At 72.6% G+C, this 16160-nt stretch carries 13 protein-coding genes; 8 read left to right on the top strand and 5 right to left on the bottom strand.

The genetic code is table 11. The features are described 5' to 3' along the window. The first annotated feature begins 64 nt into the window (after positions 1 to 64). Complete coding sequence (locus tag ACZ470_RS25815; protein WP_191883566.1) at positions 65 to 283, top strand: MbtH family protein; 219 nt, start codon at positions 65 to 67, stop codon at positions 281 to 283. A gap of 103 nt (positions 284 to 386) precedes the next feature. Then, positions 387 to 1190 (top strand): alpha/beta fold hydrolase, encoded by an 804-nt coding sequence (locus ACZ470_RS25810; protein ID WP_468430857.1) that lies wholly within the window; start codon positions 387 to 389, stop codon positions 1188 to 1190. A 76-nt stretch (positions 1191 to 1266) separates the two neighbouring features. On the opposite strand, the gene ACZ470_RS25805 is transcribed toward ACZ470_RS25810, so the two are convergent. Both ACZ470_RS25805 and ACZ470_RS25800 read right to left on the bottom strand, forming a co-directional pair. Continuing rightward, a complete protein-coding gene (locus ACZ470_RS25805; protein WP_468430855.1) occupies positions 1267 to 2418 on the bottom strand; it encodes a hypothetical protein in 1152 nt (383 codons plus the stop codon). 184 nt (positions 2419 to 2602) lie between these two features. Beyond that, the gene (locus tag ACZ470_RS25800) at positions 2603 to 5002 is read right to left on the bottom strand and encodes an MMPL family transporter (RefSeq protein ID WP_468430853.1); all 2400 of its coding nucleotides are present in this window, start codon (positions 5000 to 5002) and stop codon (positions 2603 to 2605) included. Positions 5003 to 5395: 393 nt separating this feature from the next. Between ACZ470_RS25800 and ACZ470_RS25795 the strand changes: the two genes are divergently transcribed. Next, positions 5396 to 6421 (top strand): ornithine cyclodeaminase family protein, encoded by a 1026-nt coding sequence (locus ACZ470_RS25795; RefSeq protein WP_468430852.1) that lies wholly within the window; start codon positions 5396 to 5398, stop codon positions 6419 to 6421. An 84-nt stretch (positions 6422 to 6505) separates the two neighbouring features. Here ACZ470_RS25795 and ACZ470_RS25790 read toward each other — a convergent pair whose 3' ends face one another. The 3 genes from ACZ470_RS25790 to ACZ470_RS25780 form a co-directional block, all read right to left on the bottom strand. Next, positions 6506 to 7141, bottom strand: a complete 636-nt coding sequence (locus ACZ470_RS25790) for a response regulator (protein WP_468431042.1) — start codon at positions 7139 to 7141, stop codon at positions 6506 to 6508. Continuing rightward, positions 7141 to 8340 (bottom strand): sensor histidine kinase, encoded by a 1200-nt coding sequence (locus ACZ470_RS25785; protein ID WP_468430850.1) that lies wholly within the window; start codon positions 8338 to 8340, stop codon positions 7141 to 7143. The genes ACZ470_RS25790 and ACZ470_RS25785 overlap by 1 nt, the downstream gene beginning before the upstream one ends. An 89-nt stretch (positions 8341 to 8429) precedes the next feature. Continuing rightward, positions 8430 to 9092: a DedA family protein gene (locus ACZ470_RS25780; protein WP_468430848.1), complete on the bottom strand. Its 663-nt coding sequence runs from the start codon at positions 9090 to 9092 to the stop codon at positions 8430 to 8432. A 343-nt stretch (positions 9093 to 9435) separates the two neighbouring features. Between ACZ470_RS25780 and ACZ470_RS25775 the strand changes: the two genes are divergently transcribed. The 5 genes from ACZ470_RS25775 to ACZ470_RS25755 are packed head-to-tail and all read left to right on the top strand — an operon-like array spanning position 9436 to position 16102. After that, positions 9436 to 10563 (top strand): hypothetical protein, encoded by a 1128-nt coding sequence (locus ACZ470_RS25775; RefSeq protein ID WP_468430847.1) that lies wholly within the window; start codon positions 9436 to 9438, stop codon positions 10561 to 10563. Then, positions 10560 to 11291 carry a DUF6182 family protein gene (locus ACZ470_RS25770; RefSeq protein WP_468430845.1) on the top strand — a complete coding sequence of 244 codons (732 nt, stop codon included), beginning with the start codon at positions 10560 to 10562 and terminating at the stop codon, positions 11289 to 11291. The genes ACZ470_RS25775 and ACZ470_RS25770 overlap by 4 nt, the downstream gene beginning before the upstream one ends. Then, a complete protein-coding gene (locus tag ACZ470_RS25765; RefSeq protein WP_468430844.1) occupies positions 11292 to 12917 on the top strand; it encodes a GH3 auxin-responsive promoter family protein in 1626 nt (541 codons plus the stop codon). 31 nt (positions 12918 to 12948) lie between these two features. Continuing rightward, positions 12949 to 15288, top strand: coding sequence for a hypothetical protein (locus tag ACZ470_RS25760; protein ID WP_468430843.1), 2340 nt, complete (start codon positions 12949 to 12951; stop codon positions 15286 to 15288). Further along, positions 15281 to 16102, top strand: a complete 822-nt coding sequence (locus ACZ470_RS25755) for a DEAD/DEAH box helicase family protein (protein WP_468430841.1) — start codon at positions 15281 to 15283, stop codon at positions 16100 to 16102. The genes ACZ470_RS25760 and ACZ470_RS25755 overlap by 8 nt, the downstream gene beginning before the upstream one ends. Positions 16103 to 16160: the final 58 nt, after the last annotated feature.

Here is a 16160-nt window from a genome sequence, read left to right as displayed (position 1 = left end):
CCTTTCACGAGATCCCCGACAGACCATCCCAGAGAAACAGAAAGCGCTGAGAAGGAGCGATGGAATGAGCAGCAATCCCTTCGAGGACCCCGAGGGCACCTACCTGGTCCTGGTCAACGACGAGGGGCAGCACTCGCTGTGGCCGGCGTTCGTCGAGGTACCCGCGGGCTGGCGGACCGTCCTCGGGGAGAGCACCCGGGACGCGGCACTCGACTACGTCAACGCCAACTGGACCGACATGCGTCCCAAGAGCCTCGTCGACGCCATGGACGGCGCCGCCTGATCCGAGCGCCGTACGGCCCGCGCACCCGGGCGCCCCGGGGCGCGGGCCGCTCGCGTATGCGGGGGCGCGCACCGCACGACCACCACGAGAGGGGAGAGGCTCCATGCCGGTCATTCCCGTGAACGGGATTCGGCTCAGCTACGACGAGGCCGGCACCGGCGACCCGGTGGTGATGATCCAGGGCACCGGCGGCGGCCGGACCGTGTGGCAGCTGCACCAGGTGCCCGCGCTCACCGCGGCCGGACTGCGCGTGATCACCTTCGACAACCGGGGCATCCCCCCGTCCTCCGAGTGCCCCGAGGGCTTCACCCTGCGGGACATGGTCGGGGACGTGGCCGGGCTCATCGAGCGCCTGGACCTCGGCCCGTGTGCCGTCGTCGGCACGTCCATGGGCGCGTTCGTCGCCCAGGAGCTGGCGCTGGCCCGGCCCGAGCTGGTCAGCCGGGCCGTCCTCATGGCGACCCGCGGCCGCACCGACTTCCTGCGCGCCGAGCTCACCCGCACGGAGATCGCCCTGTACGACTCGGGTGTGCGGCTCCCGGACCGGTACGCGGCCGTGCTGCGGGCCCTGAAGTCGCTGTCGCCGCGGACGCTGGACGACGACACGGCTATGGCCGACTGGCTCGACCTGTTCGAGCTGACGTCCGCGCCGGGGCCGGGGCAGCGGGCGCAGATGGAGGTGAGCCGGCTGGAGAACCGGCTGGCCGCCTACCGGGGCATCCGCGTCCCCTGCCAGGTCATCGCCTTCGCCGACGACCTGGTCACCCCGCCCCGTCTGGGCCGGGAGGTCGCCGACGCCGTCCCGGGCGCCCGCTTCGACCTCGTCGAGGGCTGCGGGCACTACGGCTACCTGGAGGATCCCGACACGGTGAACAAGCTGCTCGTGGACTTCCTCACCGGCCCGTGAGGCCGGGCACGGCACGAGGCGAGGGGCCCGGCGCGCAGGACGCCGGGCCCCTCGTCGTTCAGGTCGTCCGGGTCGTTCAGGCGCCCGGTGCGAGGGACGCCGCGTAGCCCTTCAGATAGGCGCTGGGGTAGTAGATGCCGTTGGCCCACAGCGTGCCGTCCGCCGTGGGGTACAGGGCCGTCACCTCGGAGCCCGGGGTCGCGCCGGGGGCCGGGGCCGTTTCCCAGGCGGAGCCGTTCCAGCGGGCCAGGCCCCGGTCCTTGCTGCGGTGCGCGTACAGGCCCGCCCACACGGTTCCGTCGTGGACGGCCAGGGCCTGGACGGACATGCCGTCCTTGGTCTCGTCGCCGGTCGGGGCGGGCACCGGCACGTAGGTCGTCTGCCAGTCGGTGCCGTCACCGCGCAGCACGAACGCCCGGCGTGCGCCGGTTCCGCTGTCGGAGTACGGGTTGCGGTCGGTGCCGCCGATCCACACCTCGCCGTTCCGCACGACCACCGCGTTCGCGGTCGCCGAGAGACCGGACAGCGCCGGCAGCGCCACCTCCTGCCACGACGTGCCGTCGTAGTGCGCCGCGAAGAGGCGGTCGCTGTCCGAGCCGACCACCCAGACGTCGTCGTCGGAGACGACGTGGACGGCCTTGAGGTTGGTCCAGGCGTTCGGCGCGCCGAGCTTGGTCAGCGTCCAGGCCGAGCCGTTCCAGTGGGCGACGGCGCCGGGCACGTCGCCGGCGCTCTCGCGGTAGTTGCCGACCGCCCACACGTCGGTGCGGGAGACGGCCCGGGCCGCCAGCACCTCGAAGTTCGGGATGGTCCGGTCCGTCCACCGGGTGCCGTTCCAGTGGAACTGGCTGAAGTCGCCCCACTCGCGGCGTCCGAGGGCCCACACGTCGTCGGGCGCGGTGCCGGTGAGGACTTCGGTGGAGGCGCCGTCGGGGGGCTTGGGCAGGCTGCGCCAGGTGCCGGCCTGCCGGGTCCACAGCGTGTGCTCGTACTCGCAGGGCAGACAGGTGGTGGTCGTCTGCACGGTGCTGCGTGCGACGGCGGTCGTCGCGTCCAGGGGCACGTAGGAGCTGAGGCCGGCCGGGGCCGGGGGCGGCACCGGCTGCCAACCCGTGGCGGCGTGGGACTGGGTGGCGGTGGTCAGGCCGGTCACGAGCGCCAGGAGCAGTGCTCCCAGCGCGTACAGGGCCCGTAACCGGTGGGGGGTGGGTCTCTGTTCGATCCGCATGCTGGCTCCCGTCGAGGTCGGTTGCTGCACCTCCACCGTCGCCGCCGCACCGGGCCGGGCGGGCCGGGTTGGCAGCTAGTTGCCGGAAGGGAATGCGCGCGGGGGCGGGAAAGGGTGAGGAGGGAGGGTCGTCTCCGTCCGGGGGTGACGGGCGACCCTCCCTCCTCGGCGGAGGGACCTGGCTCTACGGCTGGTAGTAGTCAGGTCGCGAGGTATCACGGCGGTGCTGGCCGGGCCGCGTCTCCTGCTGCGGATGACCGCCCTGCTGGTAGCCGTCCTGCTGGTACTGCTGGTACCCGCCCTGCTGGTACGGCTGCTGCTGCGCGTCCTGCTGGTACGGCTGACCGTACTGCTGCTGCGGGGAGGCGAACCGTGCGTACTGGGGCTGCTCCTCGGGGTGGCGGGTGGGCTCGGCCTGGTCCGGTACGGGGGCCGGTCCACCGGTGCCGCCGGTGCCGCCGGAGAGCTTGCCGGGCCACCAGTTCCACTTGCCCAGGGCCGTCATCAGCGCCGGCAGCACATAGATCCGGATGATCACGGCGTCCAGCAGGATGGCCGCCGCGAGACCCACGCCCAGCTGCTTGAACTCGACCATGCTCAGGGTGCCGAAGATCGCGAACACCCCGACCATGACGATCGCGGCGCTGGTCACCACGCCCGCGGAGCGGGTGATGCCCTCACGGACGGCGACCTTGGTCGTGACGCCCTCGAGCGCGGCCTCGCGGATCCGGCTGACCACGAAGACGTGGTAGTCCATCGACAGCCCGAACAGCACCACGAACAGGAACAGCGGCAGCCACGAGACGACCGCGCCCGAGCTGTGGAAGTCGAGGATGCCCTCGGCCCAGGTGTTCTGGAAGACGGCGACCAGCACACCGAACGAGGCCGCCGCGGAGAGCAGGTTCAGCAGGATCGCGGAGAACGCCACGGCCAGCGACCGGAAGATCATCACCATGGTGACGAAGGTCAGCAGCAGGACGAAGCCCACCACCCAGGGCATGCGCTCCTCGAGGTGGCCCGTGAAGTCCACGCCCTGCGCCACCTTGCCGCCGACCGCGCTCTCGGCGTCGGGCACGTCGGCCATGGCCTGCGGCACCCAGTCGCGCAGCAGGTCCAGGGACTCGCGGGCCCCGTCGCTCTTCGGCTGGTACGGCGTGCCCACGTCCACGGTGTGGACCCGGTGGTCCGCCGACTCCTTGATCGTCGGTGTGGAGTCGTGGGCGAACAGGTCGTCCTCCGCGGTGCGCTCGAGCAGGCCCTGAAGCGCGGACTTCACCTCGTCGGCCTGACCGGCGGGCGCCCGGACGGCGACCTGGTGCACGGTGCCCTTGCTGGGGAAGGACTCGGTGAGCCGGTCCATCGCCTGCACCACGGGGATGTCCCGGGACAGGTCGTCGGAGCCCGGCTGCTTGAGCTTCATGTCGAGGGCCGGCACGGCCAGCAGCAGCAGCGCGCCCACGGACACCACCAGTGTGATGACCGGCTTGGACAGCGCCGGACGCAGCAGCGCGGGCCACACCCTCGACTCGCCGGAGCGCATGGTGAGCCGCCACAGGAACGGCACCCTGGGCTTGTCGACCCAGCGTCCCAGCTTGGCGAGCAGGGCGGGCAGCACGGTCAGCGAGGCCAGTACGGCGACCGCCACGACGATGATCGAGCCGGTGGCCAGGGAGGCGAAGGTCGCCTCGTTGGCCAGGTAGAGGCCGGCCATCGCCACGATGACGGTGGTGCCGGAGACCACGACGGTGTGCCCGGAGGTCTCCGCGGCGATCTCGATCGCGTCGACGTGGTTCTTCCCCGCGCGGCGCTCCTCGCGCTCCCGCTTGAGGTAGAAGAGCGAGTAGTCCACGCCGACGGCCATGCCCATGAGCAGGATGACGTTGCTGACCGCGCTGGTCTCGGGCAGTACGTGGGAGGCGACCGTGGACAGTCCGATGGCGGCGCCGACGCACGAGAGGGCCAGCACCACGGGCACGCCGGCCGCGATGATCGCGCCGAAGACGACGAGCAGGATCAGCAGGGTCAGCGGCAGGCTGATCAGCTCGGCCTTCTTGAAGTCCTCGCCGAGCGTCTCCGACAGCCCCTTGGCCGTCGAGCCGGTGCCCACCTCGTCGACCCGCAGGCCCTCGTGGTCGTCCTGGACCGACGCGCTGACGTCGAGCAGTGGCTGCACCCGCTGGTCGGCGTTCTCCGTGTCGCCCTTCATGGTGACGGGGACCAGCAGCGCCTTGCCGTCGGGCGAGGGGAACGGGTCGCCGACGCTCTCGACCTCGTCGAGCGCCTTCATCCGCTCGACGACGTCCGCCGCCGCTTCCCGGCCGGCCGCCGGGTCCAGCTTCCCGCCGTCCTCGGCGGTGATCAGTACGTTCTCCTCGGCCTTCTCGGGGAAGTCACCGGAGTGCACGATCTTGCCGGCCCGGCCCGACTCGCGGACCCCCGACTCCTCGTCGCTGATCGCGTTCGTACCGGCCGCTCCGCCCAGGAAGAGGCACGCGGCGACGAACACGACCCACAGGCCGATGGCGGACCACGGGTGCGTGGCACTCCATCGCGCAATCCGTACCGTTGCCGGTTTCTTTCGCACCTTGCTTCCTTCCGTTGCTGCAGGTCCGGCCCGGGAAGCCGGTCGGATCTCGACGTGGAAAACGCTAGAGGCGCCGGCAGCGGGGTGGATACGAGGTAAACCGTCGTGGTGACCGTTGCTTTCCGCAGGTTCAACATACGGAAAACCGCAGGTGCCGCCCTGCGGGAAACCGCAGGCAGAAACCTGCGGGAAACCGTACCGCCCCTGGGAATCCTTGACCATTAAAAGCCGGACCGTTACGTTCGGAGCGCGAATTGGGCGGCACCCGCAAAAGGCTGTGCAATAGCTTCCTGCACGAAATGTCGGCCGATCGCGGATCGTAGCTCATTGAATGTCAGACGTACATTCCTTGGCAATTAGTTGCCGAGGCGCGACTACAGTCGAGGGGAGAAAATGGAGACCACGGTCCTCACCCGGCAGCATGTTGCCAAACTCGTCAAGGAGAGCGGCAACGATCGCTTCATGGACCGGATGATCGTCCGACTCCAGGAGGCGTTCACCGCTCCGGACAAAGGCGTGAGCCCCACCCGGGACGGTTTTCTGCGCGGCCCGGACAACACAGCCATCGTCGAGTGGATGCCGCACCATGATCCGGGACGTTCCATAACGATCAAGACGGTGGCCTACACGCCGTCCAACCCCAGCACGTTCCAGCTGCCCACCATCATCGGATCCCTCACGCGCTACGACGACGTGACGGGCCGTCTGCTGGCGGTGTGCGACGGAATCCTGCCCACCGCGATCCGTACCGGAGCCGCCTCGGCGATCGCCAGCCGGCTGCTGGCCCGTCCCGACAGCCGGGTCCTCGGCCTGGTCGGCGCCGGCGCCCAGGCGGTGACCCAGGCGCACGCCCTCAGCCGGGTGTTCCCGCTGGAGCAGATCCTGGTGTACGACATCGAGCCGGCCCACGCGCGTTCCTTCGCGGACCGGGTGGACTTCCTCGACATCGACGTCCGGGTCGTGGAGCTCGCCGAGCTGGAGGCGGCGTCGGACATCATCTGCACCGTCACGTCCGTCGGCGTCGGCGACGGACCGGTGCTGAGCGGCACCGACCTGCGGCCGCACGTGCACATCAACGCCATCGGGGCCGACCTCATCGGCAAGTTCGAGGTGCCCGAGGCGGTGCTGAAGTCGGCGCTCGTGACGCCGGACCACCGGGCGCAGGCGCTGCGGGAGGGCGAGTGCCAGCAGCTGGAGGAGGGCGACATCGGGCCCGACCTGATGGACCTGTGCGCCGACCCGGAGACGGCGGCCCGGCACCGGGACTCCGTGACGGTCTTCGACTCGACGGGCTTCGGGCTGGAGGACCACGTGGCCCTCGACGTGCTGCTCGAACTCGCCGAGGAGGCCGGCATCGGCGACCGGATCCAGATCGAGCACCTGCCGGACGACGCGCTGAACCCGTACTCGTTCCAGTGACGGTGTTCCGGTGACGGGCGGGTCCGGCGAGTGACCGCGGCGTGCCGGGCGACGGGGCTCCCCCGCCGCCCGGCACGTCGTGCGTCAGGACTCCAGATAGCGCAGTACGGCCAGGATGCGGCGGTTGTAGCCGGTGGTGTGCGCGAGTTCGAGCTTGTCGAAGATCATGTTGAGGTTCTTCTCCACCGTGCTCATGGAGATGTGCAGCTTCTCCGAGATGGCCGCGTTGGTGTGCCCCTGGGCCAGGGTCTCCAGGACGCTGCGCTCGCGGGGGGTCAGCCGGGCCAGCGGGTCGCTGTGCGTCGTACGGATCACCAGCTGCCGTACGACCTCCGGGTCGATGGCGGCGCCGCCCGCCTGGATCCGCTCCAGCGCGTCGAGGAACTCCTCCACCTGGGCGACCCGGTCCTTCAGCAGATAGCCGACCCGCTCCGCGTTCGACGTCAGCAGCTGCGCCGCGTAGTTGCGCTCTATGTGCTGGGACAGCACGAGGACCCCGATCCCGGGCCACCGCTTGCGGATCTCCAGCGCGGCCCGCAGCCCCTCGTCCGTGTGGGTGGGGGGCATCCGGATGTCCACCACGACCATGTCCGGTGGCTGGGCCTCGACCTCCCGCAGCAGGGCGACGGCATCACCCACCGCGGCGAGGACCTCGTGGCCCTCCTCGGTGAGCAGCCGGACCAGCCCCTCTCGCAGCAGGGTCGAGTCCTCGGCCAGCATTACGCGCACGGCAGCTCCGCGGTGATCGTGGTGGGCCCCCCGGAGGGGCTGTGGACGTGCAGTCGGCCGTCCAGGGCACCGACCCGGCTGCGCAGCCCGGTCAGCCCGCTGCCCTCCGGCTTCGCGCCGCCGACGCCATTGTCCTCGACCCGGATGACGAGGACCGGCCCGTACGTGCGGACGCTCACCTGGATCTCCGTGGCGGCGGAGTGCTTGGCGGCGTTGGTCACCGACTCCGACACCACGAAGTACGCGGCGGTCTCGACGGAGGCGGGCAGCGGCTCGGCGAGCGCGAAGTCCGTCCGGATGGGGATGCTGCACCGCTCCGACACCCCGGCCAGCGCCTCCTGGAGCCCCAGGTTGTCCAGCGCCGTCGGATACACCCGCCAGGCCACTTCCCGCAGCTCCGTCAGGACGTCCTGCGACTCCTTGTGGGCCTGCTCCAGCAGACTGCGCGCCTGCTCGGGCGTACGGCCGCCGCGACGGGCCCGCCCGAGGAGCATGGCCAGCGCCACCAGACGCTGCTGCACCCCGTCGTGCAGGTCCCGTTCGATGCGCCGGCGCTCGGTGTCGACGGCCTGGAGCACCGCCGCCCGGCTGGTGGCCAGTTCGTCGATGCGCTGCTGCATCAGCTCGCGCTCCGAGGGGCCGAAGCACTCGCGGGCCAGCCGCGCGTCGAGCGCCTCCAGCGAGAACAGGCCCTGCACGTCCAGGAAGAGCAGCACCCCGCCGAGCAGGACCTGGGTGACCAGTTCCCCCCAGTCGAGGGTGCCCCGGACCAGGCTCGCGACGAGCAGACCCGCGAGGACGGCGCCGAAGGCGAGCAGGCCGAGCACGACGCCGGTGATCAGACCGGCGTACGTACGGGTGGCGAGGTAGCGCAGGATGCGCTGGTCGGGCACGGGCCGGTCGGGGAAGCGGTCCCCGAAGAAGACCGAGCGGCGCCACCGTTCGAGCGCCGTCAGCCGTCGGGCCCCGGCGGTCAGGACGACGAACGCCCGCCGCCGGGTGCGCGGCCACAGCAGCAGTGGGCCGAGCGGGGCGCCGGCGACGACGAAGTACAGCAGTCCCAGCAGCGCGGTCAGACAGCCGAGGAGGACTCCGGCGGCCCGCATCGGCAGCGCCGGGGTCGGCGTCGCCGTGGGCTCACCCCCCGGCAGCGCGGTTCCGGGCGCCGTCGGGAGGGGCTGGGTGGTCATGTCCGCCGAATCCCCCTGCACGCTGGCCGAGCGTAGTCGGGCTGCGCAGCCGGGGCAAGATCGTTCGGTCTCGGTGAGGAGAGGGCTGGTCACGACGTACGGCGGTGCTGGGCGGTGCCGCGGGAGCGCAGCCGGATCACGATGTAGAAGGCCAGTGCGGCGACCACCAGGACCAGGACGCCCTTGCTGATCACACCGACGTAGTCACCGACGGTGTCCCACTGGTCGCCCAGCCAGTAGCCGGACATGACCAGGACGGCGTTCCACATCAGGCTGCCGATGGCGGTCAGCGTCAGGAAGGTCGGCAGCGGCATGCGTTCGAGGCCGGCCGGCACGGAGATCAGGCTGCGGAAGATCGGCACCATGCGGCCGAGGAAGACGGCCTTGGTGCCGTGCTTGGCGAACCACTCCTCCGTCCGCTCCAGGTCGGAGGTCTTGACCAGGGGCAGCCTGGCCCAGATCGCGTACATCCGCTCCCGGCCGAACAGCGCGCCGATGTAGTAGAGGACGGTCGCGCCGACCACGGAACCGAGCGTGGTCCAGAACAGGGCCGCGAAGAGACTGATGACGCCCTGTCCGGCGGCGAAGCCGGTCAACGGCAGGATGATCTCGCTCGGCAGCGGCGGGAAGAGGTTCTCCAGGGCGACAGCGAGGCCGGCGCCGGGGGCGCCCATGGCGTCCACCAGGTCGGCGGCCCATCCCGCGATGCCGTCCGCGGGCTCCTGTGGCAGCGCGAGGGTGATGTGGTCCATTTCGAAGTCTCCAGATACGAAGCGCACGCCGCGGGCCGGTGCCGCGATCCGTGACCACGCTAGAAATCCCAGCTCAGTGCCGGTATGCGGATAGCCGTCGAAGTTGTGCGGTTTCCCCCCACCCCGGACCCTGCGGTTTTCCGCAGGGTCCGGGGTGCCCCGGGAGCGGAATTGGCAGCAAGGTGCCAGCCGAACGGCGTTTGTTGGACGCCTCATTTCCGGCCTGGTTAGCCTCGCCCCCTGTGTCCCTCAAGTCCCTTGTGGGAGGAAGGACTTGACTCACCTCAGGACTTGACCCACCGCGGGACCCGACTCACCGCCCATCCGGACGAACGGCGTGCCCATGCAGCTGACAGGCGCCCCCGTCACCGAACTCGTCGTGGCACCGGTGACGATCACTCCGACGAAGCCGCTCACCCCGACCCATGTCAAGGGCCTGCTGTGGACCGACGTGCTGGTCAAGGCGAGCGCCCGGGCCGGCGCCGGCGGGGTGCGGCTGGTCTGGAACAACCGCATGGCCACCGTGACCACCCAGGCGACGGCCTTCTGGCACCACCTCGACCTGACCGAGCCGCACACCGACTGGAGCCGCGAGTCGGAGACGGCGATCGGCGAGCGGTACGTCCGCTTCCACGCCGGACGCCGGACGGCCGACCCCCTTGCGGTCGGCGCCGGACTGACCCGCGCCGACGAGGACGGCTGGATCCACCCGGCCGGGCGCCGCATGCTGGAGCTGTGGCGGGCCCAGCTGGAGCTGCTGGGCGTCGGCGACCTCGGTCTCGCGGCCGACCGTCCGCTCGCCACCACGGCCGGGGCGATGCTCGACACCCTCGCCGCGCGGGGCCTGCTGATCGACCACCGCCGCTACGGCGGCCCCGTCCACCTCGACGGCCCCCGCTGGGGCCTGCCGCTGCGCCGGCTCGTCGGCGCCGACGGACACCCCAACTACCTGCTGCCGATCCTGCGCGAACTGGTCCCGCTGATCGGCCCGGGACGGCGCTTCCTGCTGGTCCACGACGACGGCATCACCGCCGACTACCTGCTCCTGGAGCGTGTTCTGGCCGAGTTCGGCGCCCGCACCGCACGCCTCGCCCTGAGCAGGGTGCCGGTGGGCGGGACGGTCCGCTCCAGCCGGTACGGCGGCTGGCGGGGCGCGACGCTCGGCGACCTGGCGGCCGTCTCCGGCTCGGCCGGCCGGGACGCCTACCGGCTCGGCATGCGGCTGTACTTCGTCGGGACACTGCACCGGCGTTCCGCCCAGCCGTTCCGGATGCGGCTGCTGCGCCGCTGCGTGGGGCGCGCGGCCCGGCTGCTCGGCCGTACGGCCGTCGACGACCGACCCGTGCGGGACACCTCACTGTCCCGGCTCCGCACCCCGCAGGGGTACGTCGACCCGTACCGGCTGACGGCGTCCCTGCTCGCCCGGCCCGCCATGCCGGCGGCCCCCGACATCCGGGCGATCTACACATGAGCGCCCCTCCGGCCGTACGGCCGTCCGATGCCGAGGCACTGGCCTCGGCCGCGCGGGCACGGGTGAGCGCGGTCCGCGCCGGGCTCCCGGGCGACGGCCCCGCCCCGCACGGGCTGACCGCCGTCGTCGTCGTGGACGACTTCGACCCGGCGACGTTCGTCGCGGGCGCGGCCGCGTTCGCCCTGGCGCTCCCGCCCGGCCGGCGGGAGGGCTGGTACCGCGCCTTCACCCGCACCGTGTTCCTCGCCGGCCAGCCCGCGAGCGTGGCCGCCCGGCATCCGCACACCCACCTCGCCCCCGGCGGCGGCCTCGCCTGGTACGGCCCGGCACCTCGCCGCGAACTGTCCGCCCTGTCCCGGCTGTTGCGTGCCTTCCAGGGGCCGGCCCCGGTCGACGCGCCGGCCCGGCCGTTCACCGTGCCCGTCCCGGGGCGGCCCTCCGGACACCGCGCGGACATGACGGTGGCCGTCGGCGGGGTCGGCAGTGACGCCTATCTGGTCCATGTGCACCACCTGGTCGCCGAGGCGGTGCTGCGCGGCCTGGTCCGGGCGGGCGACACCCTCCGCGTGGAACACCGTCACGTCCTCGACCCGGCGGACTTCCGTGCCGAACTCGACCCCCGCCGCGCCGCCACGGTCCAGACCCGGATCGGTCACGACGGCACGGACCCCGACCGGCTGCGCCTGTACGGCGTGCTCACATCGAACCGCGACCGAGGAGGCCACTGAATGGAGGCCGCACGCGTACGGGCGGAACACCGCCGGCTCCTGGAGACCCTGGACCGCCCCGAGGAGACGCAACGCGAGCTGCTCACCCGGATCCTGGAGCACAACGCCGACACCGCGTTCGGCCGCGAGCACGGGCTGGCCGCCGTCCGCACCGTCGACGAGCTGCGCCGGGCGGTGCCGATCCGCACGCACGAGGCGCTGATGCCGTGGATCGAGCGGGCGATGGACGGCGAACCGGGCGTGCTGACCGCCGACGACCCGGTCGTCTACTTCTCCTCCAGCGGCAGCACCGGCCGCGAGAAGCACATCCCGGTGACCCGCACCTACATGCGGGAGACCTTCCTGCCCTTCTACCACGCCGCGTTCGCGCCCCTGCTGGAGACGCTGCCCGAGGCGGCGGCCGTGCCGAACGGCGTGCTGAACCTGTGGCAGGACCCGACCGCGCCCGCGGCCCGCACCGACCGGGGCCAGCCGCACATCGGCTCCAGCCAGGTCGACTACCGCCGGTTCGGCGAGGACTCGGCCGTCGGACCGGGCAACGACGCCCCCTGGAGCCGTATCCCCGACGAACTCGCCGCCGCCGACCCCTGGGAACGCGCCTACTTCAAGCTGCGGCTCGCCGCCGCGCAGGACATCCGGGTCGTCATCGGTATCAATCCCGCGATGGTCGCCGCCCTGCCCTACCAGCTGCGCACCTCGTGGCCCCGGCTCGTCGAGGACATCCGGGCCGGCACGCTCGGGGGCCGGCCGCACACCTCGCCCGACCCGGAACGCGCCGACGAGATCGCGCGGTACGCCAAGACGTTCGGCACGGTCCTGCCCCAGCACCTGTGGCCGCGGCTGACCGCCGTCCTCGTCTGGAACAGCGCGCTCGCCTCCCTCTATCTGCCCCGCGTGCGGGAGACCTACGGGCCCGGCGTCCAGTTGTTCGCCGCGCCCGTCGCGTCCTGCGAGGGTCCGGCCGCCGTACCGGTCGACCGGCACCCCAGCGGTGCGCCACTCTATCTGCCGGGCTGCGTCTACGAGTTCGTCCCGGCCGACGGTCCGCTGTCCGCCGACAGCGAGACGCTGCTGCCCACCGAACTGGAGGAGGGACGCGACTACCACCTCGTGTTCAGCCACATCGGCGGGCTGTACCGGTGCGCCGTCACGGACGTGGTCCGGGTCGTCGGCCGGATCGGGCGCACTCCGCGCGTCGAGTACGCCGGACGGGGCATCGTCCGCTCCGCCGCCGGGGAGCGGCTCACCGAGGCCATGGCGGTCCGCGCCCTGGGCGCCGCCTGCCACGACACCGGGGCGGAGATCCGCAACGCCACCTACCGCCTGACTCCCGACCATCCCGGCCGCTACCAGGTCGCGGTGGCCTTCGCGGGCCCCCCGGTGCCGAACCTGGCCGACGCCCTCGACGCCCGGCTGGCGGAGCACTGCCCCGGCTACGGGACCGGCCGCCGGTCCGGGCGGATCGCCCCCGTGGAGGTGATCACGGTGCACGAGGACGCCTTCCTGCGGGAGTGGGAGCGCACCGTGCGCGGCGGACAGCGCCCGCCCCGCGTCAAGGACCGGGTCTTCCTGCCCTCCGACGACGCCTGGGCGCGGCTCGTGGCCACCCGGCCGGGGGCAGCCTGATGCCGACGCGGAACCACGAAACGAGGGACGCATGAGCGACGCCATCCCGGGCCGCGGACAGTACTCCGAGGAAGCCCGCAGACAGCGGCTGGACTGGCTGCGGGAGCGCAGCGGCACCGCGCTCGCCTCGCTGGAGAACACCGCGTTCGCCGCCGAGAACCTGGTCGGCAACGTGGAGAACTTCGTCGGCTCCGTGGAGGTGCCGGTGGGCCTCGCCGGTCCGCTGCTGTTCGTCGGGGACGCCGCCCGGGACAGCGTCGTCGCCCCGCTCGCCACCACCGAGGGCGCGCTGGTGGCCTCCGCGTCGCGGGGCGCCCGGGCGCTGACCGCGTCCGGCGGGGTGACGACGAAGGTGCTGTCGCAGCGGATGACCCGGGCACCCGTGCTGGAGTTCGCCGACCTCGCCGCCGCGCACCGGTTCACGGGCTGGCTGCGGGAGCGGCACGGCCGGCTGGAGGAGCAGGTCCGCCTGGTGTCCCGGCACACCCGGCTGATCGACGTCGAGCCGTACCAGATCGGCCGCTATCTGCACCTGCGCTGCGTGTTCGAGACCGCGGACGCCGCCGGGCAGAACATGACGACGGCGGCCACCTGGCAGATCCTGCGCTGGCTGACCGACGCCGTCGCCGACGAGGACGGCCCGCGCCCGGTGAACACCCTGCTGGAGGGCAACCTCAGCGGCGACAAGAAGACGGCCGTCGGCTCCCTGCTGGCCGGGCGCGGCACCCGGGTGACCGCGGAGTGCCGGGTGCGCCGCGACGCGGTGACCGGCATCCTGAAGACCACGCCGGAGGCCATGGTGAAGAGCCATGTGGCGACGGTCCTCGGGGCCCAGCAGGCGGGCACGGTCGGCTACGGCGTGAACGCGGCGAACATCGTCGCGGCCCTGTTCCTCGCCACCGGCCAGGACGTGGCCTGTGTCCACGAGTCGGGCGTGTCGATCTTCTCCATGGAGACGGAAGGCGACGACCTCGTCGCCACGCTGCTGCTGCCCAACCTGGTCGTGGGCACCGTCGGCGGCGGCACCGCGCTGCCGCACCAGCGCGATCTGCTCACCCTGCTGGGCTGCACGGGCGCGGGCGGTGCGCGCCGGTTCGCCGAGATCGTCGCCGGGTTCGCCCTCGCCCTCGACGTGTCGACCATGGCGGCGGTGGTCAGCGGCCAGTTCGCGGCGGCGCACCAGCGTCTCGGCCGGGCCCGCCGCGTCGACTGGCTCCAGCCGGGCGACCTGGACGCGGCGCTGCTCCAGCCGCTGCTCGCGCGGGGTACCGGCGACCCCCGACTGCACGTCACCCGCGTGACGGCGGGGCCCCGGCTGCACGGCGACGGCATCTCCAGCGAGCTCGGCGCGCTGGCCGAGCGGCGCAAGCTGACCGGCCTGTACCCGCTGAGCGTCGGCTGGAGCTCCGCCGACGGTTCCACCGGCGCCGAACTGGTGGCGAAGGTCAAGTCGCGCGGGGAGGAGATCGTCGGCGGCATCGCGAAGCTGGTGTCGCTGTGCGGGCCGGAACCGGCCGCGGCGTGGCGGCGTTGGGGCGCCGACACCGTGTTCACCGACGCGCACCGCCGGGAACTGGCGGTGTACCGGCGCCCGGAGCCCGCCCTGACGGAGCTGCTGCCGCGCTGCTACGGCCTCCTGGAGGACGACGAGCGCGAGGCGTACGTCATCCTCATGGAACGGCTGCGCGACGACGGCGGGCCGTGGCACGCCGGCCGGATCGAGGACGCGCTGCGTGCCGTCGGCGCCGTCCACGGGCACTGGCTCGGCCGTGACCAGGACATCCTGGCCGAGGGCTGGCTGCACCACGTGCCCGAACCCGCGCAGCTGGCGAAGGCGCGGGAGCTGTGGGCGGCGCTGGTGCGCCATGCCGCGGCGGAGCTGCCCGAGCTGCTGGACCCCGCTCGCCGGGACGTGCTGCTCGGCGTCGTCGAGGACGCCGACCACTGGACCCAGGAACTGCACGCGGTGCCCCGCACCCTGGTCCACAACGACTTCAACCCCCGCAACCTCGCGGTGCGGGACGGACGGGTGGTGGCGTACGACTGGGAGCTCGCCACCGTGGGCCCGCCCCAGCGGGACGCCGTGGAGCTGCTGGCGTTCACCGCCGGCCCGCGGGTCACGGCGGACGAGGTGGACCGCTTCCTGGAGGTGCACGCGCGGGCGGTGGCCTCGGTGTCGCCGCGGGCGGCGCGGCTCGTCGCCGGCTGCGACTGGCGGCGCGGACACCGGCTGGCGCTGCGGGAGTTCCTGATGACCCGCCTGTCGCTGTACGCGGCCGGGCACACCCAGCGTGAGTTCGCGTTCCTGCCCGGGGTGGTGGCGACCGCCTTCCGGCTGTGGCACCTGGAGGAGGCACGGGACGGTGGGTGAGATGCGCGTCGCGCTGGTCGGCATCGACGGGACCGGCAAGACCACGGTGCTGCGCCGGCTCCGTGAACGGGACGGCGTCAGGGTCGTGCACGCCGTACGGGGGCACGAGGACCCGGACAGCCCCTACGCCGAGCTGTCGGCGGCGCTGGCCGGTGCCTCGTCCGCGGCGGACGAGGTGGGCCGGGTCCAGCTCAAGGTCTGCGTCCTGTACCTCCAGCTGTGCCTGTTCGGCCCGGCGGAACGGCACGCGGCGGCCGGCGGCCGGACCGTGCTCGCCGACCGGCATCCGCTCGTCGACCCGCTGGTCTATCTGCCGCTGTTCGCCCGCGCCGGGCGGGACACCGTGCCCGGCACCGACGTCGACGCCTGGTGGCGCAAGCAGGACCCGGACGCCGCCCGTGCGGTGCGCGAGTGGCTGCGCAACCGCACGGGGGACACGGACCCCTGGGCGACGGGAACGGAGGTGCTGCGCTGGGGCACGCTGCCCCCGCACGACCTGTCCGAGACCCTCGCCCACCGGTTCGACGTCGCCCTCCCGGACGGCGTCCTCCTCCTCGACCTGCCCGTGTCCGAGGCCCTGCGCCGCACCAGGGAACGCACCCGCGGCGGCGAACTCCACGAGACCGCGGCCTTCCTCACGGCGACCCGGCAGGACTACGACGCCGTCCTGGACGGGCTCGCCCGAACCCACCCCGGCATGGCGATCCGCCGCCTCCCCTGCGCCGACCGCTCCGTGGACGAACTGGCCGACGAGGTGCGCGACACCGTCGCGGCCTGGTCCCCCAGGGCGGCCCGCCGGGCCTCGGCGACCTGAGGGGCCCGGTGCGGCACACCCATCCGTGCACGCCGGCGGACTCGCCCGGCGCACACCT

This window comes from Streptomyces sp. NPDC031111, assembly GCF_055570675.1.
This window is presented reverse-complemented; position numbering and strand designations above follow the sequence as displayed.